Here is a 25,479-nt window from a genome sequence, read left to right on the forward strand (position 1 = left end):
AATCGATTAAATACAATCAACCTGCGTGAGATGATTAATTTGCTTTCCGAATAAATTCATTCCAGAAGGACCATTCGAGGTTCGCACCAAGAAATGCCGTTCATTTGGAGCAGCATACGTAAATAGACTGATATCGGGAGGCGGGGACTGCTGGTGCCCGGACTGCAACTCAAAGTGCCGCGAACTGTACGATTGCCATATTTTATGCGCATTTAGCAGGCCAAAGGCTTAAGAACTGTCGAGGGGGCCGATACGCGGCCTGTTACCTGAAAGATACGGATCCAGATTATGCCGACGATTGCATTGGTAGATGACGACCGCAACATCCTGACTTCGGTTTCAATCGCCCTGGAGGCGGAAGGCTATCGGGTGCAGAGCTACACGGATGGCACTTCGGCCCTGGAGGGGCTGCAGGGCGATCAGCCGGACCTGGCGATTTTCGATATCAAGATGCCGCGCATGGATGGCATGGAACTGCTGCGCCGCCTGCGCCAGACGACCGATCTGCCGGTCATATTCCTGACCTCGAAGGATGATGAGATCGACGAGTTGTTCGGCCTGAAGATGGGCGCCGACGATTTCATCCGCAAACCGTTCTCCCAGCGTCTGCTGGTGGAGCGTGTCCGGGCGGTGCTGCGCCGGGTTCAGCCGCGCGATGCCTCGGCGCCCCGGGATGCGGCCGACAAGCTCCTGGAGCGCGGCCAGCTCGTGATGGATCCGGAGCGTCATACCTGTACCTGGAACAACAAGCCGGTTACCCTGACGGTGACCGAATTCCTGATCCTGTCGGCGCTCGCACAGCGTCCGGGCGTGGTGAAAAGCCGAAACGCCCTGATGGATGCGGCCTACGACGATCAGGTTTATGTTGACGACAGGACGATCGACAGTCACATCAAGCGCCTTCGCAAGAAGTTCAAGGTCGTTGACGACGATTTCGACATGATCGAAACGCTTTACGGCGTCGGTTACAGGTTCAAGGAGGTCTGAAGACCCCGTCCATGGCGGTAGAGAGCGAGAAGGCGGAAGGGGCGGCTGCGCCGGAAGGTGCGCCCGAGCGATCCCAGTTGCGCAGGCTTGGCAACAAGCGGATCCGGCGCCGGCTGCTCAACCGGTTCGGCCGGATTTTCGGCACCTATGTGCTTTCCTCCCTGACCCGGCGGATCGTCGCGATCAATCTCGTCGGCCTGGTCGCGCTCGTTGTCGGCATCCTCTATCTCAACCAGTTTCGCGCCGGCCTGATCGATGCCCGGGTGCAAAGTCTGCTGACCCAGGGTGAGATCATCGCAGGTGCGATTGCCGCCTCCGCCACCGTCGACACCGGCGCCATTACGGTCGATCCGGAACGGTTGCTCCAGCTCCAGGCTGGCGAGAGTATCGCGCCGGGCAGCGATGACCTCGACACGCTCGACTTTCCGGTGAACCCGGAGCGGGTCGGGCCGGTCCTCCGGCGGCTGATTTCCCCGACCAAGACCCGGGCCCGGATCTATGACCCGGACGGGATCCTGATCCTGGATTCGCGCCATCTTTATTCCAGTGCTCAGATCCTGCGCTTCGATCTTCCTCCGCCCAATGCGGAGGAGGACAATCTGTGGGACAGGATCTGGCAGTCGGTCAAACTCTGGCTGAGGCGCGGCGACCTGCCGCTTTATCAGGAAGTCGGCGGCGGCGACGGCCGGGCCTATCCGGAAGTGGAAGCGGCCCTTGCGGGCTCGCCGGCAAGCGTCGTCCGTGTGTCTCCGCGCGGCGAACTGATCGTCTCCGTGGCCGTGCCGATCCAGAGGTTCCGCGCGGTCCTCGGCACGTTGCTGCTGTCGACGCAAGGCGGCGACATCGATGCCATCGTGCGCGCCGAGCGTATTGCCATCATGCGCGTCTTCCTGGTCGCGGCGACGGTGACCACGCTTCTGTCGATCCTGCTGGCCGGCACCATTGCCGGACCTGTCCGGCGCCTGGCTGCCGCCGCCGAGCGTGTCCGCATGGGATCGACTTCCCGTCAGGAAATTCCCGAATTCGCCGAGCGACAGGACGAGATCGGCCATTTGGCGCGGGCGTTCCGGGAAATGACCCATGCGCTCTACAACAAGATCGACGCGATCGAGCAGTTCGCGGCCGACGTCGCTCATGAATTGAAGAACCCGCTGACATCGCTGCGCAGCGCGGTGGAGACCTTGCCGCTGGCGAAGTCGGACCAGTCCAAGGCACAGCTTCTGGAGATCATTCAGCACGACGTGCGCCGCCTCGACCGGCTGATTACGGACATTTCCGATGCCTCCCGCCTCGATGCCGAACTGGCGCGCGCCGATGCCCAGAAGGTCGATCTGGCCGACCTGCTGCGCGCCATTGCCAATGCCGCCAACCAGCGTGCGGAAGGCGATATGGCCGAAATCCTGGTGACTGTTGCCGATGCGCAGGGCCCCTCGCCCTATCAGGTCATGGGTCACGATATCCGTCTGGGCCAGGTGATCAGCAATCTTCTCGATAACGCCCGTTCATTCTCGCCGGAAAACGGAACGGTACGGATCGGCCTGAGCCGGTCAGGCTCCATGATCCGGATTACCATCGATGACGACGGTCCCGGCATTCGCGCCGAAAACACCGACCGTATCTTTGAGCGCTTCTACACGGACCGCCCGGATGGCGAAGGCTTCGGTAACAATTCCGGTCTGGGCCTGTCCATCTCGCGCCAGATCATTGAGGCCTACGGCGGAACGATCGATGCGGCCAACCGGACGGAAGACGACGCCAAGACGGGCAAGAGCAGGGTTGCCGGTGCGCGCTTCACCATTACCCTGCCGGCCAAGGCCGCGAAATGAGCACGGCGGACGGGCTTCCCCCGACCGTGCATGCTGCCTGCGTCATTGTCGGAACGCGCGGTATTCTGCTGCGCGGCAAATCGGGCACCGGCAAGTCGAGCCTGTGCGATCTGCTGGTCGAGGCCGCAGGAACCAAGGGGCACTTTGCAGCCCATGTTGCCGATGACCGGACCTGTCTTCGCCGGGAAAACGGCAAGGTCGTCGCGTCGCCCGCCCCTGCGATCGCCGGAAAACTGGAAGTGCGGGGCCTCGGTATCGTCGAGTTGACCAACGAGCCGGAGGCGGTGCTTCATCTTGTTGCCGACCTTGTCCCTTCCGGGGAGTTGGAAAGATATCCCGAGGACGAGGCGCTGTGTGTCGAGCTTGAAGGCGTTGACCTTCCCTTTGTCGGGCTCGAGGAAGGCCGGCCGATGGAGAATCTGCGCCGTTTGCGCTGGAGGATGCGCGGGCTTTTCCCCAAAAGCCCCGATTACATCTGACCGCATGGCCTTTTTTACTTGCAACGGGCGGGCCTCTTGTCGACAGTGCACCCAGACGTGAAACGGGCCTTGTGTCCGTATTCGCCTCATCAAGCTGGATCAGGGTACGTATGATCGGTCTCGTATTGGTAACCCACGGGCGTCTTGCAGAAGAATTCAAGGCGGCATTGGAACATGTGGTCGGACCTCAGGAGCAGGTCGAGACGATCTCCATCGGTCCTGACGACGACATGGAACAGCGCCGACAGGATATTCTGAAGGCGGTCGAATCGGCCAATTCCGGTCAGGGTGTCGTTTTGCTGACGGACATGTTCGGCGGGACGCCCTCCAATCTGGCGATTTCCGTCATGGACGGGAAGTCGGTGGAGGTCGTGGCCGGTGTCAATCTGCCCATGCTGATCAAGCTCGCGAGCGTTCGCGGAGACCGGGGCCTTGCGGACGCGGTGGATGAAGCACGCCAGGCCGGACAGAAATACATTTCCGTCGCAAGCCAGGTGCTGTCGGGCCAGAACTGACGGAAATTACGGCCCGTGACCGCCCAAAACCTCGAAAAAGAACTGACCATCGTCAACCAGCGCGGCTTGCACGCCCGCGCCTCGGCCAAGCTCGTGAAGCTGGTCGAGGGGTTCGATGCGGCGGTCAATGTCTCCAGGGACGGACAGACCGTCGACGGGACGTCGATCATGGGACTGATGATGCTTGCTGCCAGCCCCGGCTGCTGCATCCGCGTGTCCGTCTCCGGTGCGCAGGCCGAAGAGGCCATGGCAGCCATTACCGCCCTTGTGGAGGACGGCTTCGGCGAGGCGGACTAGCTGCGAGCCTGCCGTCGTGTTCGACGGCAGGCCGGTTTCACTGGTTTGCCTGTATATGTTTCCCGATAAGGCCGTTGCCTTCCAGGGCGAAAGCCGCCAAACCGTCTATTGAGATTTACATCAGGAGATTTTATGGCGAACCCTCCGCAAGATCGGCGCCTTGAGGCAGCCAGGGCAGCCTTGTCGCACATTCACGATGCCCTTGAGATGGAATTCGGCTTCGAACTTTGGGATGGATCGACCATTCCCGCCGATGCTCCGGCTGACGGTTTGAGGATTGCGTTGTCCGAAGCCGCCCTGCCGCGGTTGCTGCGCCGGCCCGGCGCGAAGACGCTGATCGATCTCTATACGGAAGGGCATATCGATCCGCGCGGCGGCAGCATTTTCGATCTTGCCGACAAGCGTCCGCGTGTGCGCAGTCGCGAATTCCGCAAGCGGCTGAATAAGAAGCTGATCCTGAAGAGCGCGTTGCCGCTCCTGTTCGGGCCGGGAAAAGGCTCGGCTTCTCCGGTTGTCTCCGGTCTGGATGCAGGGCGGGAAGCGGACCGGAGCTCCGGCAGTGCGAAGAGCGACATCGCCTTTCACTACGACGTCTCGAACGAGTTCTACCGCCTGTTTCTCGATCCGATGATGGTCTACACCTGCGGCTATTTCGCTGACTGGTCGAACGATCTGGCGACGGCCCAGACCGACAAGCTGGACATGATTTGCCGCAAGCTGCGCCTGAAGCCGGGCGATCGGATGCTTGATATCGGCTGCGGCTGGGGGGCGCTAATCTGTCATGCTGCCGAGCATTACGGCGTCACCGCCTTGGGCGTGACCCTGGCAGAAGAGCAACTGGAGCTGGCGAGGCAGCGGATCGCGGAGCGCGGACTGGAAGACAGCGTGTCGGTCGAACTGAAGGATTACCGCGATCTGACGGGCCAGTTCGACAAGATTTCCTCCATCGGCATGTTCGAACATGTCGGGATTGACAACCACGACGCCTATTACCGGGAGGTCCACCGGCTGCTGCGGCCCCGCGGTATTTATCTGCATCATGCCATTACACGTAAAGGCAAAAAGAGCCTCAAGGCGTTTCGCCACAAGCGGGCGGAATACAAAGCGATGGTGCGCTACATTTTCCCCGGAGGTGAAGTCGATCATATCGGCTGGACGCTGACCAACCTCGAGCACCACGGCTTTGAGGTCCATGACGTGGAAGGCTGGCGGGAGCATTATGCACGCACGACCCGCCTGTGGGCGGAGAACCTGGCTCGGGAGAAAGAGGCCGCCATCGCGGAGGTCGGCGAACCGAAATACCGGCTTTGGCTGCTTTATCTGACGGGCGTGTCCCTGAGTTTCCAGCGTGGCACCTTGTCCATTTTCCAGACTGTCTCCTCGAAACGGGACAAGGGGCCGTCCGGTTTGCCACCGAGTCGGGCGGACCTTTATTCATGAGCTGTAAATGATATAAAGAAATCTTTATATCCGCATTGCTAGTTGATGAGCTGCGCGCTATAACACCGCCTGTATACATCGGGAGGCGTGCTGCCTCCGTGAGGCGGCTTGCCGTTCGGCAACCCGTATCCCCATCACCAGGCCCGGCCGAATGCCGGTCCGGGCAAACTTCAGGACGTTTTTATGAACGACTATATCGTTAAGGACATCGGGCTCGCTGACTGGGGCCGGACCGAAATCGAGATCGCTGAAACCGAAATGCCGGGCCTGATGGCCTGCCGCGAGGAATTCGGTGCTTCCAAGCCGCTGAAGGGCGCGCGCATTGCAGGTTCCCTGCACATGACGATCCAGACGGCTGTCCTCATCGAGACCCTGGTTGCCCTGGGCGCCGAAGTGCGCTGGGCGTCGTGCAACATTTTCTCCACCCAGGATCAGGCCGCCGCTGCAATCGCCAAGGCCGGCGTTCCGGTCTTCGCCATCAAGGGCGAGACGCTGGAAGAATACTGGGACTACGCCGACAAGATCTTCGACTTCGACGGCGGCGCCAACATGATCCTCGACGATGGCGGCGATGCGACCCTCTACATCCTGATGGGCGCTCGCGTCGAAGCCGGCGAGACGAACCTCATCGAAAACCCGACGTCTGAGGAAGAGGAATGCCTCTTCGCGCAGATCAAGAAGCGCATGGCCGCGAACCCGGGCTGGTTCACCAAACAGCGTGACCTGATCCAGGGCGTGTCGGAAGAAACGACCACGGGCGTCATGCGCCTTTATGAAATGCAGAAGAAGGGCCAGCTGCCGTTCCCGGCGATCAACGTCAACGACAGTGTCACCAAGTCCAAGTTCGACAACCGCTACGGTTGCCGTGAATCGCTCGTCGACGGTATCCGCCGCGGTACCGACGTCATGATGTCCGGCAAGGTTGCCGTCGTCTGCGGCTACGGCGACGTCGGCAAGGGGTCCGCACAGTCTCTGGCAGGTGCCGGCGCGCGTGTGATCGTGACCGAAATCGACCCGATCTGCGCCCTGCAGGCGTCCATGGACGGTTACGAGGTCAAGACCATCGAACAGGCCCTGCCGGAAGGCGACATCTATGTCACCGCGACCGGCAACAAGGACATCATCACCTTCGAACACATGAAGGGGATGAAGGATATGGCGATCGTCTGTAACATCGGCCACTTCGATAACGAGATCCAGGTCGCTGCCCTGAAGAACACCAAGTGCCGTCCGGTCAAGGACCAGGTCGACCTGTACGAGTTCCCGGATGGCAAGCGCATGATCCTGTTGTCCCAGGGCCGTCTCGTGAACCTCGGCAACGCCACCGGCCACCCGAGCTTCGTGATGTCTGCCAGCTTCACCAACCAGGTGCTGGCGCAGATCGAACTGTTTACCCGTGGCGAGCAGTACAAGAACGAAGTCTATGTGCTGCCGAAGCACCTCGACGAGAAGGTCGCCCGTCTGCACCTTGAGAAGCTCAGCGTGACGCTGACCGAGCTGACGGATTCCCAGTCGGATTACCTGGGGATTAACAAGGCTGGCCCGTTCAAGCCCGAGCACTACAAGTACTGATATGCATCACCCGCCCCACTACATCTGGTGGGGCGGGTGAAATCCTGCTCGACGTCTTTTGAGTCGAATTTTTAAGAATTTAGCATTTCCGTTAACTTTTCAGAAACTGACTCTTCTTCGCGATTCCCAAAAAGGTTATGGTTTTAGCGAATCAGTAGCCATGAGGCACACGCTTCTGATTCAGCCCGTATTTACGGGGAAAACGGCGGCTAAGGGGATCATGGAATGCCGGCAGGCAGCTATGACGGCGCGCGTGAGAACGCGACGTTGCGGGGAAGGATTCTAACATCGGTAAGGTTGGTGGGCTCTGCTGCCGCCGCGTCGATGGTTTCCGTTCCTGCCGCATGGTCTGCCGAACTCTTCCCAGTCTCTTCCGTGCAGATCAATCCGGACACGATGGTTCTTTTCGGTGCCGTCGGCGGTATGTGTGCCTTTGCCGTCACCACCGCGATTGCACTGGTTCGCCACAAAAAACAGTCCGCGAAATTCGCCAAGGCGATGAAACGCGAAACCAGCGATCTCAGGTTCCAGGTCGACCGGCTGGAATCCATGCTCAATACCGACGAGCAGCGGGTGGTCGTGTGGACGGGCAACGGCGCAGTGCCGCAGGTTTGGGGCGTGCTGCCTGAGGAATCCGGTGTGCCGCGCAACGAAGCGCAGCTGCTGTCCTTCGGCAACTGGCTGACCGCCAAAGGCTCCGCCGATCTGGAAGATTGCCTCGACACCCTGTTCAACACCGGCGAACAGTTTTCCACGACCCTGAAAACCCGGACCGGCACCTATGTCGAGGCGGCTGGCCGCACCACCGGCGGCGCCGTCGTGCTGCGCTTGCGTGATCTCACCGGCGAACGCCAGATGCAGGCCGAACTTGCCGCCCGCAATGCCCGGATCTCGGGCGAACTCTATATGCTTCATGCCCTGTTGAACGCGATGCCGGCGCCCGCCTGGCAGCGCGATGCAGAAGGCAAGCTGATCTGGGCGAATGCCGCTTATGCACATGCGGTCGACGCGCCGGATGCGGCCTCCGCCCTGCGCGATGGCGCACCGTTCCTCGACGCCGCCGCGCAGGAAGCCATGGCAAGCGAGCGGGACGAGGACGGCAGCTTCCATGCCCGTATTCCGATCGTGGCCGCCGGCAAGCGTTGCGTCTTCGAAGTCACCGACGTGTCCGCCAATGTGGGCAGCGCAGGGGTCGCGGTCGATATCAGCGAACTCGAACAGGTTCGCAAGGAGCTCGCCCGCGCCGAGGAATTCCACGGCCGCACGCTCGACCAGCTTGCGACCGCGGTCGCCATCTTCTCCGCCGACCGCAAGCTGCAGTTCTACAATGCCGCCTTCCGCCAGCTTTGGGATCTGGATCCGGTCTTCCTGGAAAACAGCCCCGAGGACGGCGCGGTCCTCGATGCGCTGCGGGCCGCAAGAAAGCTGCCCGAGCAGGCCGATTATCGGGTCTGGCGCAACAAGATGCTCAACAGCTACCAGTCCCTGGAGGCCCAGGAGAGCTGGTGGCATCTGCCCGACGGCCGCACCCTGCGCGTCATCGCAAACCCGCATCCCCAGGGCGGCGTGACCTATATCTACGAAAACGTCACCGAACGCCTCGATCTGGAAAGCCGCTACAACGCTCTGGCAAGGGTTCAGGGCGAAACCCTGGACAACCTGTCGGAAGCCGTTGCCGTGTTCGGCTCCGACGGCCGTCTCCGTCTTTGGAACCCGGCCTTCGCCCGCATCTGGAACCTGTCGGAAGACATGCTCTCCGACATGCCGCATGTGAAGAACGTGGTCGATGCCTGCGCCAAGCGCGAGGACGAGGTCGAGGCCTGGCAACAGCTTGCCGGCAGTGTGACCGGTCTGGTCGACAATCGCATGCAGGCCGCCAACCGTATGGAGCGCCATGACGGCTCGGTTCTGGACTACGCGACCGTTCCGCTCCCCGATGGCGGCACGCTGGTGACGTTCGTCGATGTCACCGACAGCGTGAATGTCGAGCGTGCCCTGGTGGAAAAGAACGAGGCGCTCGAGCAGGCCGACCAGCTCAAGAACGCCTTCATCCAGCACGTCTCCTACGAGTTGCGCTCGCCGCTCACCAACATCATCGGCTTCGCCCAGCTCCTGACCGATCCCAAGTTCGGTGAGCTGTCCGACAAGCAGGGCGAATACGCCGACTACATCCGCTCGTCGTCCTCCGCCCTGCTGGCGATCATCAACGACATTCTCGATCTGGCGACCCTCGATGCGGGCATCATGGAGCTGGATCTGAGCGAGGTCGATGTCGCGGCAACCGTGGAAGCGGCGGTCGAGGGCTTGAAGGACCGGATTGCCGAGACGCAAATCACGCTGCACACGCATGTGCCCGACAATGTCGGCACCATCCTGGCGGACGAAAAGCGCCTGCGCCAGGTGCTGTTCAACCTGATTTCCAACGCGATCCGCTATTCCGACGAACACGGCGTGGTCGATGTCAGCTGCGACCGCAAGGACGAAAACGTCGTTTTCGTCGTCCAGGACCATGGCCACGGCATCCCCGCCGATGTGCTGCAGCAGGTGTTCAACCGCTTCGTCGGCCACGACACCGGCTCCAAGCGCCAGGGCGCTGGACTTGGTCTCGCCATCGTCAAGAGCTTCGTCGAACTGCACGGCGGCAAGGTGGAAATCGATTCCGAGGAAGGTAAGGGCACGACGGTCACCTGTATCTTTCCCGCCAAGCCGGAACTGACCGGCCGCATTGCTGCCGAATGAGCGGGCAGGACCATGTCCGGCCCGGAACTTCGTGACATTTCCGATCCCTTCCTGTCGCTCGTCCTGGAGGATGAGGCGGCGACCGTTCGTCTGGCGGAAGACCTTGCCGCTAGTCTGTCTCCGGGCGACCTGATCGCGCTCTCCGGTGATCTCGGCGCCGGCAAGTCCACCTTCGCCCGCGCGCTCCTGCGGACGCTTGCCGACGACGAAGATCTGGAAGTCCCGAGCCCGACCTTCACCCTGGTCCAGACCTATGATTTCGAGCGATTCGCGGTTTCCCACTTCGACCTCTACCGGCTGGAGGAGCCGGAGGAACTGGAGGAACTGGGATTGGACGAGTTGCTGGAGACCGGCGCGGCTCTGGTCGAATGGCCGGAGCAGGGCGGAGACCTTCTGCCCGGGGGCGCTCTCTGGCTTCGCTTCGAGGCCGGGGAAGATGATGACAGCCGCCGTGTCTGGTTTGCCTCCGACAAGACCGACTGGCCGGAGCGCCTGAACCGGACGCTCAAAATCCGGCAGTTGCTGACGCAGTCCGGCCTTGGGGCAGCGCACCGGCGCCATCTGACCGGCGACGCCTCCACACGCAGCTATGAGCGGGTCTCCTCCGACAATGGGACCGCCGTCGTCATGAACTGGCCGGAGCCGAAAGGGGAAGCCGGGTCCGAAGCGGCGCTCACCTATAATCGCCTCGTTCATCGTGCGCCCGGTGTTCGCGCTTTTGTCGCCGTCGGTGAAGAACTGCGCCGCAAGGGGTTTGTCGCGCCTGCGGTCTTTGCGTCCGATCTCGATGCAGGGCTGCTGGTGCTGGAGGATCTGGGTTCCGGCAGCGTGCTGTCGAACGGGACACCGATCGCGGACCGGTATGAGCAGGCGGTTCTTGTTCTGGCGGAGATGCATGGTGTTCAGTGGCCGAAGGCTGTCCGTCTGCCCGACGGTTCTGAATACAGTGTCCCCGTCTATTCCCGCGACGCGCTGCAGACGGAGGCCGATCTTTATCTCGACTGGTATGTGAAATATGCCACCGGTACGGCGGCGAGCGCGTCTGCGCGCGAGGACTTTCGCCGGCTCTGGCAGTCCGCTTTCGACGCCATTGCCGATGCCGAAACCGGCTGGGTGCTGCGCGACTATCATTCGCCCAACCTGATCTGGCGGGAGGATCGGGAAGGAGCGTCCCGGGTGGGGCTGATCGATTATCAGGACACGGTGATCGGGCCCGTCGCCTATGACGTCGCCTCGCTTCTGCTCGATGCCCGCGCCGACATTCCGCAAGCTCTGGAAAAAGACCTCTATCAGGCCTATGTGCAGGCGAGGCAATCCGCCGATCCGGATTTCGATGAAGCCGGCTTTTCCGCCGCCTATGCGGTCATGGGGGCCCAGAGGGTCACCAAGATCCTGGGGATATTCATCCGCCTGGCTGAACGGGACGGCAAACCGGCGTATCTGGATCATTTGCCAAGGATGCAATCTTACCTTGACCGGGTTCTGATGCATCCTGTTCTGTCGGATCTGAAGCTCTGGTATGACGGGAATCGCGGCTAGAAGCCCGAGCGGTTCCGGAAACCGAAACTGGAACGGGAAATGAACGAGAAGACGTTTCGTCCTTCGAAAGCAATGATCCTGGCCGCGGGCCGGGGCAAACGGATGCGTCCGATCACTGCCACCACACCGAAGCCGCTGATCGAGGTCAACGGCAAGGCCCTGATCGACCACGGGCTCGACCGGCTCGCGGCAGCCGGGGTCTCTTCCTGCGTCGTCAACGTCCATTACCTTGCCGACCTGGTGGAGGTTCATGCCCGCCGCCGCAAGGACATGGAAATCCTGATTTCCGACGAGCGCGAGGAACTGCTCGAAACCGGAGGCGGCATCAAGAAGGCGCTGCCGCTCCTGGGCGATCGGCCGTTTTTCCAGCTCAATGCCGACACCGCCTACTGGATCGAGGGCGTGAAGCCCAACCTGGAGCACATGATCGATGCCTGGGACGAGAGCCGCATGGATGCGTTGCTTCTGGTGGCGGAAACCGTGAAGTCGGTCGGCTATTCCGGCCGGGGTGATTTCGATTTCGATATGGCCAAGGACGGCTCCCTGATCCGGCGTCCGGAACGCAGCGTGACGGCCTTTGCCTATGCGGGGGCGGCGATCCTGCATCCCCGTCTCTTCGACGGCGCTCCGGAAGGGCCATTCTCCATGAACCTCCTGTTCGACAAGGCGATCGAAGAGGGTCGGCTTTTCGGGGTGGAGATGGAAGGGATCTGGCTGCACATCGGCACGCCGGATGCGATCCGCGCCGCCGAATACGCCGTGCGCGACAGCGCCGCCTGATCGATGCCGGGCCAGGGAACACCACCGCGCATTTTTACCATCCCGCCTTCGGTTCCCTTCCTGAGGCGCCTGGTCGAAACCCTGGCCGACGGCACCCTGATCCCGGGCTTCCGCCCGCTCGACGACCCGCTTCTCCTGTCGGCCGCAACGCTCTACCTGCCGACCCGCCGCGCCGCGCGGCTCCTGCCCGACCTGTTCCAGGAAGTTTTCGGCGGGCGTCCCGTCCTGCTTCCCGCTATCCGGCCGCTTGGCGATGTCGACGAAGATGCCCAGGCCCTGTCGGCGGAAGCCGATGGAGAACCCCTGCCGCCCGCCATGCCCGTGCTGGAACGCCATCTGGCGATGACGCGCCTTGTCATGGCATGGAAGGGCGCCTTGCGCCGCGAGGCCCTGAACCTGCGCTCCGACGAGCCCCTCGGCGTGCCGGCCTCTGCCGCCGATGCCGCCTGGCTTGCCGCCGATCTCCTGACGCTGATGGACGAGATCGAGGTGGAAGAGGCGGACTGGTCCGATCTCGCCGGCCTGGTGCCGGACGACTACGCCCGCTACTGGCAGATCACCCTGGATTTTCTGAAGATCGTCCAGGAGGCCTGGCCGGGGCATCTGGCCGAACAGGGCCGGATGGACCCGAAGGCGCGCCGTTCCGCCCTCATTCGCCGGGAAGCCGAGCGCCTCGCCGCTGAGCCGCCCAAGGGACCGGTGATCGTTGCCGGAACCACCGGCTCGGTACCGGCAACCGCAGCCCTCCTGAAGACCGTCGCCAGGCTGGACAACGGCGTCATCGTTCTGCCCGGTCTTGATATGCACATGGACGACACCTCCTGGACGGCCCTTGGCGGCCGTCCGGCAGGCGCCGACTTCCGCACGTCCGTATCGGTCCCCGGCCATCCCCAATTCAGCCTGAAACTGCTTCTGGAGACCTTGGGGCTCACCCGCAGGGATGTCCATGTTCTCGGCGCCCTTCCGGAAAAGAGCCTCATCGATCGCGAGGTGATTGTGTCTGAGGCCTTGCGCCCGGCCGAAACCTCCGAGAACTGGATGGCGTTCCTGGCGGGGTTTCCCGAACCGCAAAGACGGCAGGCGCTGTCGGATGTCGGGGTGATTACCGCCCGCAACGAGGCCGATGAGGCCTTGAGCGTTTCCGTCGCCCTGCGCGAGGCGCTGGAAAGAGGCGAGACGGCAGCCCTTGTGTCGCCGGACCGGATGCTGACCCGACGGGTCGCAAGCGAACTGGCCCGCTGGCAGATCCAGGTGGACGACAGTGCAGGCCGCCCGCTCGACCAGACGCCACCGGCAATCCTCGCCAGCCTGGCCGCGAAACTTGCCTTCAACGGCTGCGAACCGGTCGATCTGCTGTCGCTCCTGAAGCACCCGCTTGCCCGCCTCGGCCTTCCGATCAAGGACATGCGCGCCGCCGCCCGCGCGCTTGAACGCGGCGTTCTGCGCGGGCCGAGGGCAAGGCCCGGAACCCAAGGCCTGAGGGATGCCGTTGCCGCCAGCCGTGAGACCGCAGGGACCGCATCCCATACGCCGCGCTGGAAGAAGATCCACGAGGCGGACTGGGAGGCCATCGGCGATCTGGTGGACCGCCTGACGCACGCTCTGGCGCCGCTGGAGGATCTTGCCGACAGCACGGACAGCTTGAACGTTGCCGACCTTGCCCGCGCGCATGCGGAGGTGCTGAGCCGGATCGCCCGCGATGAGGCAGGCTCCGACGCGGAGCTTTATTCAGGCGAAACCGGCGAGGCGCTTGCGCTGATGTTCACCGGCCTTCTGGAAGCACAGAACAGCGGCCTGGAACTGAAGCCTTCCGAGTGGCCGTCCGTGTTTCCGGCACTGATGTCGGGAACGGCCGTACGCCGCCGGCTGCCGGGAGATCCGCGCATTCAGATCCTCGGCCCCATGGAAGCCCGTCTGCAGGCGCCCGATCTGGTGATCCTCGGCGGTCTCAACGAAGGCATCTGGCCGCAGCGCACCCGCAACGACCCGTGGCTCAACCGGCCGATGAAACGCGATCTCGGGCTCGATCCGCCGGAGCGCCGGATCGGCGCCTCCGCCCATGATTTCGTCCAGGGGCTCGGCGCCAAACGAGTGCTTCTCTCCCGCTCCGCCCGCGCCGACGGCGCACCGACCGTCGCCTCCCGCTGGCTGCAGCGGCTTCTGACCCTGGCCGGTCCGGACATCGCAAAGGAGATGGAAGCGCGCGGAACCAGATATACCGACCTTGCCGGTCTGCTCGACCGTCCGGAGGGCCCCGTGCGCTCCGCGCGCCGTCCGGAGCCGATGCCGCCCCTGGCCGCGCGGCCGAAGGGCCTGTCCGTCACCGAGATCGAACGTCTCGTTCGCGACCCCTATGCCATCTTCGCCCGGCATGTGCTGGAGCTCCAGCCGGTCGACCCGATCGGCGGGGAACCGGATGCCGCCGACAAGGGAACCATCATCCACGACGCGCTGGCGCATTTCCTGGGCGAATGGACCGGGCCCTTTGACGACAGCGCGGTCCGCCGCCTGATCGAGATTGGGGAAGACCTGTTTGCGCCGCTTGAAGCCTTTCCGGCGGTCCGGGCTCTGTGGTGGCCGCGTTTCGTGCGCATTGCCGGCGGCTTCGTCGCCTTCGAGGCGCAACGTGCACCGGCGGTCGAGACCCGGTTTCTGGAAGTCTCCGGCGGCGCGGAACTGGCCCTGCCGGGGATCGAGTTCCGCCTGCGCGGACGCGCCGACCGGATCGACCTGATGACCGACGGCACCATCGCCGTCCTCGACTACAAGACCGGTCAGGTACCCTCGATCAAACAGGTGGAAAGCCTGCTGTCGCCGCAGATGCCACTGGAGGCAGCGATGATCCGGCGGCTCGGCTTCAAGGACGTGCCCGGCGACCGGCCCGTCTCCGAACTCCTCTATCTGCAACTCAAGGGCGGCTCCGATCCCGTTGCGGCCCTGCGCCGCGATCCCAAGGAAAAGGATCTTGCCGATCTGATCGAGGAAGCCTGGACGCGGCTGGAGCAGCTGATTGCCCACTATGGCAAGGAGACCACCGGCTATCTGTCCCGGGCGCGGGTGCTGCGTGAGCGGCAGATCGACGGGCCTTACGATCATCTGGCCCGTGTCCAGGAATGGTCGGTCGGATCGGAGGAGGGCGAATGAGCGGCTTCCAGATCCCCGAACTGACCCGCAAAAGGCAGGATCTCGCTTCCCAGCCGCGCGCCTCCGCCTGGGTGAGCGCCAATGCCGGTTCCGGCAAGACCTTCGTGTTGTCCCGCCGGGTGGTGCGACTGCTGCTCGACGGCACCGATCCCTCGCGCCTGTTGTGCCTGACCTTCACCAAGGCGGCTGCCGCCGAAATGGCGACCCGTGTCTTCAGGATCCTGGGCGACTGGGTGACCAAGGACAATGAAGCTCTGGCAGCTGAGCTGGAAGCGGTCGAAGGCCGCAAGCCCGATGCGGAACGGATTGCGCTGGCAAGGCGTCTGTTCGCCCGCGCCCTGGAAACCCCGGGTGGCCTGAAGATCCAGACCATTCACGGCTTCTGCGAGGCGCTGCTGCACCAGTTCCCGCTGGAGGCCAATGTCGCCGGTCACTTCACCGTCCTCGACGATCGCCAGGGCGCCGAACTGATGGCCGATGCACGCGCGTCGGTTTTCCATATCGCCGAAACGACACCCGACAGTCCCTTCGGTCGGGCGCTGGCCGCCGTCATCGACCTGATGAGCGATGCCGGGGTGGAAAAAGCGCTCGACGAACTGATCCAGAACCGGGATGCTTTCCGCCGCTGGACCGCGGACGAGGGCGATCTGGAAACCGCGCTCAGCCATCTGGCGACCGATCTCGGCGTCCGGCCTGGGATGAACCTGCGCGATCTGGACCGGCGTTTTCGCGACGAGGCCGTGCTCGATGAACTGGCGTCCCGCCGTGCCGCGGAGATCCTGGGAAGCGGCAGCAAGACCGATCAGGCGAGGGCCGATCAACTCGTCCAGGCCAGGAAACTCTCCGAGCCCGAGGCCTTCAAGGACACCTGGCTGCCGATTTTCCTGACCGGGAAGCTGGAGCCGCGGAAGTCGCTTGCGACAAAAAAGATCGTCGAAACCGCGCCGGATGTCGTCGAGCTGCTGGAGGCCGAACAGGCCCGCCTCATGGAGCTTCTCCAGGAGCGCCGGCTCGCCGTCACCTTCGAGGGGACGGCAGCGCTGCTGAGGCTCGCCGATGCGGTGATCGGTCACTACGAAATGGCCAAGACCGCGCGCGGCTTCCTCGACTTCGAGGATCTGGTCGTGCGCACCGCCAAGATGCTCAGGGAAGCGGAAGCTGCCCAGTGGGTGCAGTACAAGCTTGATCAGGGCCTCGACCATATCCTGGTCGACGAGGCGCAGGACACCAGCCCGCGCCAGTGGGAGGTTGTCCGCTCGCTGGCGGAAGAATTCTTTACAGGCGAGGGCGCGCGCGGCCAGGTGCGCACCGTCTTCGCCGTCGGCGACGAGAAACAGTCGATCTATTCCTTCCAGGGCGCGGTGCCCGCCTATTTCGACGAAATGCGCCGGGAATTCTCCAAACGCTCGGCCGCGGCGGAAAGACTGTTTCACTCCGTCGACCTGCAGCTTTCCTTCCGCTCCACCCCGGACGTGCTCGGCGCCGTCGACCGGGTGTTCAAGGATGAGGAAGCGCATCGCGGCCTCTCGCAGGAGGTCAAGGCGCCGGTGCACGAGGCGATCCGCAAGGATCCGGGCATCGTCGAACTCTGGCCGCTGGAAACGGAAGAGGACATGACGGAGCCGGAAGACTGGGTTGTTCCGATCGACCGGGTCGGCTCCGGCAGCCCCATGCTCAAGGTCGCGCGCCGGATCGCGGCGACGATCGGCAGCTGGATGCGCGACGGTACCGCCGATCCGGGCGACGTGATGATCCTGGTGCGCAAGCGCGGGCCCTTCGTGGAGGCGCTCAACCGGGAACTGAAGGAACTCGGCATTCCAGCCGCCGGCAGCGACCGGCTGATCCTGACCGACCATATCGCGGTCAAGGACCTGGCGGCGCTCGGCCGCTTCCTGCTTCTGCCCGAAGACGACCTGTCGCTGGCCGCCGTCCTGAAAAGCCCGCTCGTCGGCCTGAATGACGACGATCTTCTGGAAATCGCCCGCGAAACGCCGGAGAAGGAGCGGGCCGGAACCCTGTGGCAGATGCTCGTGCGCAGGGCCGAAGCAAGTCCGAAATGGGATGAGGTCCGAAAGAAACTCGACGTCTGGCGCGCGCGGGCCGACTTCATGCCGCCCTACGAGTTCTATGCCCGCCTGCTTGCCGCGGACGGCGGCAGGCACGGCTTCCGGGCCCGCCTCGGCGTCGAGGTCGATGACGTCCTCGACGAGTTCCTGGCACTCACGATCGCTTACGAACAGACCGGGACGCCGGGGCTGGAAGGCTTCCTCGCCTGGATGGATGCGGCCCCGACGGAGATCAAGCGCGAACTGACCAACTCCAAGGGCATGGTCCGGATCATGACCGTCCACGGCTCCAAGGGGCTGGAGGCGAAGATCGTCTTTCTGGTCGATCCGGGCGGGGCGCCGGTCAGCGCGATCCACGACCCGGCCTTCCTGCCGCGGCAAAGGCACAACAATCCGTTGCTGCCGCCGGCTCTTGTCTGGTTGCCGGTGAAAGAGGAACGGACCTCCTGGCATGCGGAGGCGATTGACGGCCTGCGGGAGGGACAGGAGGAGGAATACCGCCGCCTGCTCTATGTTGCGCTCACGCGAGCAGAAGACCGCCTCATCGTCTGCGGCTGGGAACCGAAACGCGGCGCTCATGACGATTGCTGGTACAACATCGTCGCCCGCGCTTTGAGACCGGAGGCGGACGAGATCAAAGGCACCGATGGCGAGACGGCCGCTTGGCGTTGGCGGAAGGAACAGGCGCCGGCCGCGGAACACCGTGCACCGCCTGCCGTCGAAACAGCGGCTCCTGTCGAAGCGCAAAAGCCGGAGCTGCCGACCTGGCTAACGCAAAAGGCGCCGGCCTTCGCCCGAAAACCCCGGCTGCAGCCGTCCCGTGTTTTCGAGATCATGGAGGAAAAGGAAGGGATCGAACCGGTTCCCGCCGCTTCCAGGCTGGAAGCGCGCCGACAACCCGCCCACTGGCCTCTGGAAAAGGGCCGGCTCGTTCACCGGCTGCTGGAAACCCTTCCAGACCTTGCGCCGGGTGAACGGGAAGCGGCCGCCGAACGGTTTATCGCCGCCGCGCTGGCGGAGGAATTCGCAGGCTACGCCGAGGCACTTCTCGGCGAAGTTCACGAGATTCTGAACGCCGCCGAATTCTCCCCGCTTTTTGCAAGCTCGGCCCGGGCCGAGGTTGCGGTGGTCGGCAATCTGATCGCGTCCGACGGCAAGGAGGTGGCCATCTCCGGGCAGATCGACCGTCTGGTCGTCGAACCGGACCGGGTCCTGATCGTCGATTACAAGACCAACCTGCGCCCGCCGGTGGCGGCGGAGGGGATTCCGCCCGAATATCTTGCCCAGCTCAGCGTCTACCGGAAACTGCTTTGCGGGATCTATTCGGACCGGCCGGTGGAAGCCGCTCTCCTGTGGACCGTAACCCCGTCGCTCATGATGGTGCCGTCAGAGGTTCTGGACGAGACGTTTTCGCGCCTGCGCAGCGACGGTTCGCCCGCTTGACGGATCGCCCATGGCTACCTACGTTCGGCGCAACGCGCGTGTACGTTTGTCAGCGTCCGCATGACCTATCGAAAGAGGCAAGACATGGCTACCAACAAAACCACTGACGCTACGTTCGAAGCAGACGTTCTGAAGTCTTCCGAACCGGTCGTCGTCGATTTCTGGGCGGAATGGTGCGGCCCCTGTAAAATGATCGCTCCTGCCCTTGAAGAAATCTCGGAGGAAATGTCGGGCCAGGTGAAGATCACCAAGCTTAACATCGACGAGAACCAGGACATGGCCATGAAATATGGCGTCCGCTCCATCCCGATGCTGATCCTGTTCAAGGATGGCGAGCCGGCTGCAAGCCAGGTTGGCGCCGCGCCGAAGGGCAAGATCGCCGACTGGATCAAGAGCGCGCTCTGATTCCAAAACGGGCCGCAGAGGCCTTTGGACCAGTCGTCCCGCATCGGCGGGTGACATGATCGGAGGTTTTCAGGCGGGTATGCTTATGGCATATCCGCCCGAGCCGTTTAAACCGACCGAACGCAATCTTACGGACCACATATGAGCAACGACAACACTACCCCTGAAGATCAAGAGCCCGAGGTCGCCGCTCAGGCTGCGGAAACCGCCGCCGAGGACGCATCTGCGGACAACGAGGCTGTTGATCCGATCGAGGCGCTGAAGGCGGAAAACGCCGAGCTCAAGGATCGGGCCCTGCGTGTCATGGCGGAAATGGAAAACCTGCGCCGCCGCACGGAAAAGGAGCTGAAGGACACCCGGCAATATTCCGTCGCAGGCTTTGCACGCGACATACTGACGGTCTCCGACAACCTGCGCCGGGCGCTCGACGCCGTGCCGGACGAACTGCGCCAGAATGCCGATGCCGGACTTGTGGCACTGCTGGAAGGCGTGGAGATGACCGAGCGCGAGCTTCTCAACCAGCTTGAAAAGAACGGCGTCAAGAAGCTCGATCCGGCGGGTCAGAAGTTCGACCCCAATTTCCATCAGGCCATGTTCGAGGTTCCGAATACGGAAGTGCCGAACAACACGGTCGTCCAGGTCGTGCAGGCCGGTTACCAGATCGGCGACCGTGTCCTCCGTCCCGCCATGGTCGGCGTATCCAAGGGCGGCCCGAAAGAAGCCCCAAAGGACGCTTCGGCGGCAGCGAAGGACGGCGACGAGGAAGCCGGACAGACGGTCGACAAGACCGCCTGACGCTTTCTAAAGCCCGATTGAACTCTATAATGCCGCTTCCCCGGACGCCGGGGAGGCGGCTTTTGTTTGGGGGCGGCATGCTGCTGCAGGTTCTGGATTATCTTGGTGTTGGCGTCTTTGCCATTTCCGGCGCCATCGTCGCGTCGCGCAAACAGATGGACTTCATCGCCTTTCTGTTCTTCGCCACCCTCACCGGAATTGGCGGCGGAACGCTGCGCGACCTGTTGCTGGGTGTGCCGGTTTTCTGGATTCACTCTAACGCGTATCTCCTGGTCTGCGTGGCGGTCAGCGTCACTATGTGGTTTTTCGCCCATATCGTGGAAGGCTTCGGAAAACCGCTCAGGTGGGCGGATGCCGTCGGCATATCGGCCTATTCGGTCATGGGGGCAGCCAAGGCGCTCAGCGTTGGCGATACGGCCCTGGTGGCTGTATCGATGGGCGTGGCGACGGCGACCTTCGGCGGCATCCTGCGCGATGTCATCGCCGGTGAGCCTTCCGCCATCATCAAGTCCGAAATCTACGTATCTGCCGCTTTTGCCGGAGCCGGTTGCTATGTGCTTCTGGCAACACTGGGGATCGGAGGATGGGCAGCGGCCGCTGCCTCGGCCGCATTGGCGTTCGTTCTGCGCGGCGGCGCCATTCAGTTCGGCTGGACGCTGCCTGGTTACAGCAGCCCGAAATCCTAATCATCGGGGAGGGGCGACTGCGGCGCGGAAATGAAAATGCCGGCCTCACGGCCGGCTATTTCAGCAGCGGGATCCGAAGTTATATCGAACTAAGCGATGCCGTCAGTCCGATAACGGCGAGGGCCAGCATTGGCAGGCCTGCCGCATAGACCAGCGTTCTGAGCATGGTCTGTTCCTTTCAAGCAGATACAGGTGTTTTGTCTGTCCTCTCTTCTCATGGCGGTATATGGGGAGGAATTGTGGATCCCGAAAGGGGATCAGCTTCTCAAAAAAACGTGTCCGGCAACCGCGAGATCCGCCAGCCCGGACGATCCGGCGGGATGAAAATGGGTCATCTGTCCGTAAAACCGTCGCCCGGCCTTCTCGCCCTTTGCCAGTTCGCGAAGGTCGGCGGCGATATCCTCGTCTGCCAGCGCTCCGGCCTCGTTCCGGTCTCCGACGAAGATCCGCACCTGGGACAGAGTGCCTTCGTCGAGGCGGCTATCCGGGTCCAGAACATCGATGTGCGCACCGGGCGAAAGGGCTGGTCCAGGCAGGTCGACAGGGGCGCGGGATGCACAGCAGATCATATCCGCCCCCGCAACCGCACCGGCCAGGTCGTCCGTCACCCCAAAGGTGATGCGTTTCAGCTTCGGATGGGTCCGGAGATTGTCGAGGAAGGCTTCCGCGCCTGCCGTCAGCAGCACGGAACGGATGTCGCGAACCGCCGCGTAGGCGCCCAACAGGCTCGGCAGCATGGGATCTGTGCCGATGACCAGCAGACGGCTGGTATCCTCTCGTGCCAGATAGCGCGTGGCCAGGGCATGCAGGGCACAGCGTCGCCAGACGGCAAGGCGCACACCGTCGAGAAGGGCGACGGGATGGCCGGTCGTGCCGGACAGGAGCAGGTAGAGGGCGGAACCCGACTGCGAGGAACCGATGTCGGGCGCATCGTCCGATTGCGGAAGCTCAAGTGTGATCCCGCAGCCGATATAGCCCCGGTCGGTGTGGCCCTGGGCCACGAAATTGGACCAGGCCGGGACCGCTTTCAGGATACCTGCGGTCTGATGAGGCCGTGCAATGGAAAAACCCGCTGGTTGCGGCACGACGACTCGGGAGCGGTAGGCACGCAACAGGGTTTCGATCAGCTCCGGATAGGCAAGTGCGCTGTCGATTTCATCGCTGGAAAGGATACGCATGCAGCAGACGCAATCAGGCGGCGTGCCTGCTGTCGGGCCCTGAAAGCTTCGGAGCCGACGACGTGGCGCCTGGTGCCATGGCTTCGGTCTGTTCGCGCAACTGATCGACTTCCCGATGCCATTTGTCGGCTTCGCGGCGTTTGACGCGCGCTTCCTTGCGCCAGCGTCCCTGCTTGGCCCAGGCGCCGAGGCCGCCGACAAGGATGCCCACGCCCAGGCTGGCGAAAATCACCCAGAACAGCGGAATGTCCGGAATGGTGAGACGCGGGTCCTGCGGGTCGAAGGGATTGAGCGACAGGGAGACCGCGTGCCGGTTGGCGACAGACAGGGGAACAAGCACCACGGCAATGGCCAGAAGAATGATGTTCTTGATAAACCGGGTCACAGGGGCCTCCTGAAGCCGTTTTCATGCAGGGACGGTGTCTCTGCCAATCTCTGCGGTTGGCAGCCGTCGATACGGATATATTCCTGTGTACCCCTTAGTCGTCGCCGTGGTCCACACCGTCGTTCAGGCGTACACGCATTTCCTTGCCGGTCTTGAAGAAGGGGACGAATTTTTCGTCGACTTCCACCTTCTGGCCGGTCCTGGGGTTGCGACCGACCCGCGCCGGCCGGTTCTTGACGGAGAACGCGCCGAAGCCGCGCAGTTCCACCCGGTCACCGCGCATCAGCGCCTCGGTAATCTCGTCCAGAATAGCATTGACGATGTTTTCGACATCGCGCTGGTAGAGGTGTGGATTTTGTTCCGCGATATGTTGAACCAGCTCTGACTTTATCATTGGCCGCGCCCCCTCGAATTATGGATTTTCGTCTGCCGCCTCAGGAGCCTGCCAAACCGATACAAGGCCGTCAAGCGTAAGCCCTCGCGGAATCAGCCCTTTAGCGGCTCCAAGACTACCTGTAAGACCTTTTGCGAAGCCTTCGCCCAGGCCCTGGCTCATGCGGCTGGCCAGCGGCAGCCCGTCCTTGTCCTCATCCACGCTCCAGTTGATCACTGGCAGGTCCTTTGCCACGGACCGTTCCGTCTCCAGCCAGGAGATCGCCGCGTCTTCGCCGCCGATGGCATCGATCAGCTTGAGGTTAAGAGCGTTGTGCCCGCTGTAGATTTGCCCGTCGGCGCGGCTGCGGGCATCTTCTTCGCTCAACCCGCGACGTTCCGCCACGAGCTTCACGAACCAGTCATAGGAATCCATCACCAGCGTTTTCAGCATGGCGCGGGCTTCCGGCGACGTCGGCGAATAGAAGTCCGGTTCGGCCTTGAGGGGTGCGCTCTTGACCGCTTCCATCTGGACGCCCACGGTTTCCATCAGCTTGGCGATGTTGCCGAACTGGAACAGGACGCCGATCGATCCGGTAATCGAGTTGTAGCGGGCGACGATGTGGTCCGCAGACAGGGCGATCATATAACCGGCAGAGGCTCCAACAGTGCGGATTTCCGCGACCAAAGGCTTCTTTTCGGCCAGTTTGCGCAAGGCGTCGTAAAGGGCCTCGCCGCCGGTGGTGGAGCCGCCCGGGGAATTGATCGAGAGGATCACGCCCTTGACGGCCGCCGACTTGGAGATCTTTTCGATCAGCTTCAACTGGTCCCGGTTTTCCAGGATCACGCCGTCAATGGACAAGCGCGCGATATGGGCGGAGCGCTTGCCGATGCCTGCAAATCCGGCCGCGTAGGCGATGCCGGTGATGATGGCGATTGCGACCAGAAGAAAGGCGGCCCCGCGCCAAAAGGACAGTTTGCGTCGCATCCGTCTGCGGTCCACCAAGGCGTCTGCATCAAGGCTCATGTCTGACTATTTGTCCCTAACCGGATTGAATGTGAGTCTGGCCCCTAAATAGGATCAAGGCGGCCGAAAATGCAATTATTTGCAAATGTTTTAGCGAAGGTTCCCGCATTGGTCTCACCTGTCCGCATTCTCGCACTTGTGCGGGCGAATGCCTAGAGCGGCATTCTGCGATCTTTCGTTCCACCCCCGGACGGCGATCCGAAGGAAGTTTTCACGATTCCGTGATCGGTTGGCGACGAGAACCCGGGCAATGCGCAGACCGGCCCGTTACCGGACCTGTGATACGGTCCGGTGCGGGACAATTGCTGTAAATGTCACTCGGTCAGGCGCGAGCGTCTTGCCAGCTGCGGGACAGGAAAACGATCACGAGGAAAAACGTCATGCTCACACAGCCGAGCAGGTTCAGGTGGACATGGGCGGGCGCTCGAAGTCCTGCGCCCTGACATATGAATGCCGAAGGCCATGCCGGCGATGGCATAGAAGTAGGCTGTGAAGAAAAACCGGAAAGCAAGTCCACGCATAATCTCCCCGACTGATCAAATGCGTCGGCGGGAGATTATCCGAAAATAGAGTGTGCGCCAGTTCTGTTCGTCACCGGCCATCGGTCGCAAATTCCCGATGACCGGCACGCGCATCAGATGGCTCTAGGCTATCGCGACCAGCGAGATCGCGAAGGTCAGGTCCTTGCCTGCGAGCGGATGGTTCGCATCCAGAATGACGTTGTCGTCGCCCACTTCGGCGATCACCACCTGCAGGGTCTGGCCGTCCTGGGTCTGGACCTGCAGCTGCCGGCCGACCTCGAGGGGAATTTCCGACGGGAACTGGTCGCGCGGCACCGGCTGGCGTGCCTGGGGCTGAACCGGTCCGTAGGCCTTGTCGGCGGGAACGTGAACGGTTTTCTCGTCGCCGACCTTCATGCCCGGAATGGCACTGTCGAGGCCGGGAATGATCTGGCCGGTGCCAACGGTGAACTGCAGCGGATCCCGGCCTTCGGAACTGTCGAAAACGGAACCGTCTTCCAGCGTGCCCTTGTAGTGAATGGATACGGTATCGCCCGCTTTGACTTCGGTCATCGCGTGTCTCTCAATTCTGTCTGGGATTTTTTGGGGACGGTGAGTGTGCGAGGCCACGCATTTAGCGCAGGTTCTCTTGGTGTCCGCCAAGCGTAACGGCTATGGGCAAAATGTCAAAGGCGGGCGGGGACGGTCCACATGTCGTGTCCGGGCGTCATTGCTGGGTGTACTGAACCGACCATGGCGGGGAGGCCAGGACCCGCCGGGCACGCCGTTTGCGGAAGAACCTTCCCATTCGGAATTTTCCTGAACCGGCGTTCGAAGCAAGTGCGGCCTCGAACGGCTGGAGGATCGCCCGGATGGTCGCGGCCGCGTAGCCGTCCGCGTCGTAGCTGCCGTCCATGAAGGTCTGGCGCTGTTGTCTCAGCGCCGCCAGGCACGGCTCCAGCGCGACCGTGCCGTTTTCATCGACATGCTGCCGGATGATCCCGATGGCGCAGTGAACCGCATGGGCCTGCTGGTTGCCGACCGCCCCCCAATACCAGGCGTCCTGGATTTTCGTCTGCGCCTCGGCGGCTTCCCGGCGAACCGCCTCGTCGATATCGCAAATGCTGAGTGTGGCAGGCGTCATGGCTGTCCGGATCGTCCCGTGGTCACGGCAATGTAAGCGGTCCGAAGCGGAACAGGAAAATGAAAAAGGGCGGCCCGCGGGGCCGCCCTTCAGACCGCTGACAAACCCGTCGATTTCGGCGGGTTTGTTATTTTGGATTAGGTTTTGTGGCGATTGTCGG

Annotated in this window: 21 protein-coding genes; 15 read left to right on the top strand and 6 right to left on the bottom strand. The window is 62.7% G+C overall.

All coding sequences use genetic code 11. The features are described 5' to 3' along the window. Positions 1–288 precede the first annotated feature (288 nt). The 15 genes from ACN0SO_RS15635 (at position 289) to ACN0SO_RS15705 (ending at position 20,713) form a co-directional block, all read left to right on the top strand. Entirely contained in the window at positions 289–987 is a 699-nt protein-coding gene (locus ACN0SO_RS15635) for a response regulator transcription factor (protein WP_417679322.1), read from the top strand. Between the two features lie 11 nt (positions 988–998). Further along, positions 999–2,813, top strand: coding sequence for a stimulus-sensing domain-containing protein (locus tag ACN0SO_RS15640; protein WP_417679324.1), 1,815 nt, complete (start codon positions 999–1,001; stop codon positions 2,811–2,813). After that, positions 2,810–3,292: an HPr kinase/phosphorylase gene (locus ACN0SO_RS15645; protein ID WP_417679326.1), complete on the top strand. Its 483-nt coding sequence runs from the start codon at positions 2,810–2,812 to the stop codon at positions 3,290–3,292. Before ACN0SO_RS15640 ends, ACN0SO_RS15645 begins: the two co-directional genes overlap by 4 nt. 110 nt (positions 3,293–3,402) lie before the next feature. Beyond that, positions 3,403–3,807, top strand: coding sequence for a PTS sugar transporter subunit IIA (locus ACN0SO_RS15650; protein ID WP_346906913.1), 405 nt, complete (start codon positions 3,403–3,405; stop codon positions 3,805–3,807). A 15-nt stretch (positions 3,808–3,822) separates the two neighbouring features. Further along, positions 3,823–4,104: an HPr family phosphocarrier protein gene (locus ACN0SO_RS15655; protein ID WP_417679329.1), complete on the top strand. Its 282-nt coding sequence runs from the start codon at positions 3,823–3,825 to the stop codon at positions 4,102–4,104. A 132-nt stretch (positions 4,105–4,236) separates the two neighbouring features. After that, the gene (locus ACN0SO_RS15660; RefSeq protein WP_417679331.1) at positions 4,237–5,544 is read left to right on the top strand and encodes a class I SAM-dependent methyltransferase; all 1,308 of its coding nucleotides are present in this window, start codon (positions 4,237–4,239) and stop codon (positions 5,542–5,544) included. A 183-nt stretch (positions 5,545–5,727) separates the two neighbouring features. Beyond that, positions 5,728–7,116, top strand: a complete 1,389-nt coding sequence (gene ahcY, locus ACN0SO_RS15665; protein WP_417679333.1) for an adenosylhomocysteinase — start codon at positions 5,728–5,730, stop codon at positions 7,114–7,116. Between the two features lie 324 nt (positions 7,117–7,440). Further along, a complete protein-coding gene (locus ACN0SO_RS15670; RefSeq protein WP_417679383.1) occupies positions 7,441–9,855 on the top strand; it encodes a PAS-domain containing protein in 2,415 nt (804 codons plus the stop codon). A gap of 12 nt (positions 9,856–9,867) precedes the next feature. Beyond that, on the top strand, positions 9,868–11,394 hold the full coding sequence (gene tsaE / locus ACN0SO_RS15675; RefSeq protein WP_417679335.1) for a tRNA (adenosine(37)-N6)-threonylcarbamoyltransferase complex ATPase subunit type 1 TsaE: 1,527 nt from the start codon (positions 9,868–9,870) through the stop codon (positions 11,392–11,394). A gap of 39 nt (positions 11,395–11,433) precedes the next feature. Next, the gene (locus ACN0SO_RS15680; protein WP_417679337.1) at positions 11,434–12,174 is read left to right on the top strand and encodes a nucleotidyltransferase family protein; all 741 of its coding nucleotides are present in this window, start codon (positions 11,434–11,436) and stop codon (positions 12,172–12,174) included. A gap of 3 nt (positions 12,175–12,177) precedes the next feature. Then, the gene (addB, locus tag ACN0SO_RS15685) at positions 12,178–15,318 is read left to right on the top strand and encodes a double-strand break repair protein AddB (RefSeq protein WP_417679339.1); all 3,141 of its coding nucleotides are present in this window, start codon (positions 12,178–12,180) and stop codon (positions 15,316–15,318) included. Then, positions 15,315–18,827: a double-strand break repair helicase AddA gene (addA, locus tag ACN0SO_RS15690; RefSeq protein ID WP_417679341.1), complete on the top strand. Its 3,513-nt coding sequence runs from the start codon at positions 15,315–15,317 to the stop codon at positions 18,825–18,827. Before addB ends, addA begins: the two co-directional genes overlap by 4 nt. Before the next feature lie 84 nt (positions 18,828–18,911). After that, entirely contained in the window at positions 18,912–19,232 is a 321-nt protein-coding gene (trxA, locus tag ACN0SO_RS15695; RefSeq protein ID WP_190292497.1) for a thioredoxin, read from the top strand. Between the two features lie 141 nt (positions 19,233–19,373). Then, on the top strand, positions 19,374–20,027 hold the full coding sequence (gene grpE, locus ACN0SO_RS15700) for a nucleotide exchange factor GrpE (protein WP_417679344.1): 654 nt from the start codon (positions 19,374–19,376) through the stop codon (positions 20,025–20,027). Between the two features lie 77 nt (positions 20,028–20,104). Beyond that, positions 20,105–20,713, top strand: a complete 609-nt coding sequence (locus ACN0SO_RS15705; RefSeq protein ID WP_417679346.1) for a trimeric intracellular cation channel family protein — start codon at positions 20,105–20,107, stop codon at positions 20,711–20,713. A 257-nt stretch (positions 20,714–20,970) separates the two neighbouring features. Here the strand turns inward: ACN0SO_RS15705 and ACN0SO_RS15710 are convergent, their stop codons facing one another. The 6 genes from ACN0SO_RS15710 to ACN0SO_RS15735 all read right to left on the bottom strand — a co-directional run bounded on the left by ACN0SO_RS15710 (position 20,971) and on the right by ACN0SO_RS15735 (position 25,319). Further along, entirely contained in the window at positions 20,971–21,891 is a 921-nt protein-coding gene (locus ACN0SO_RS15710; protein WP_417679348.1) for an ornithine cyclodeaminase, read from the bottom strand. Between the two features lie 13 nt (positions 21,892–21,904). Then, positions 21,905–22,276: a lipopolysaccharide assembly protein LapA domain-containing protein gene (locus tag ACN0SO_RS15715; RefSeq protein ID WP_417679350.1), complete on the bottom strand. Its 372-nt coding sequence runs from the start codon at positions 22,274–22,276 to the stop codon at positions 21,905–21,907. A 94-nt stretch (positions 22,277–22,370) separates the two neighbouring features. Next, complete coding sequence (ihfB, locus tag ACN0SO_RS15720) at positions 22,371–22,670, bottom strand: integration host factor subunit beta (RefSeq protein ID WP_190292501.1); 300 nt, start codon at positions 22,668–22,670, stop codon at positions 22,371–22,373. Positions 22,671–22,688: 18 nt separating this feature from the next. Then, positions 22,689–23,675, bottom strand: coding sequence for a signal peptide peptidase SppA (gene sppA / locus ACN0SO_RS15725; RefSeq protein WP_417679353.1), 987 nt, complete (start codon positions 23,673–23,675; stop codon positions 22,689–22,691). A 644-nt stretch (positions 23,676–24,319) separates the two neighbouring features. Further along, the gene (locus ACN0SO_RS15730) at positions 24,320–24,748 is read right to left on the bottom strand and encodes an FKBP-type peptidyl-prolyl cis-trans isomerase (RefSeq protein WP_417679355.1); all 429 of its coding nucleotides are present in this window, start codon (positions 24,746–24,748) and stop codon (positions 24,320–24,322) included. Between the two features lie 154 nt (positions 24,749–24,902). Then, on the bottom strand, positions 24,903–25,319 hold the full coding sequence (locus ACN0SO_RS15735; protein WP_417679357.1) for a hypothetical protein: 417 nt from the start codon (positions 25,317–25,319) through the stop codon (positions 24,903–24,905). Positions 25,320–25,479: the final 160 nt, after the last annotated feature.

The organism is Roseibium sp. (assembly GCF_048260565.1).
In the GTDB taxonomy this organism is placed as follows: Bacteria; Pseudomonadota; Alphaproteobacteria; order Rhizobiales; family Stappiaceae; genus Roseibium.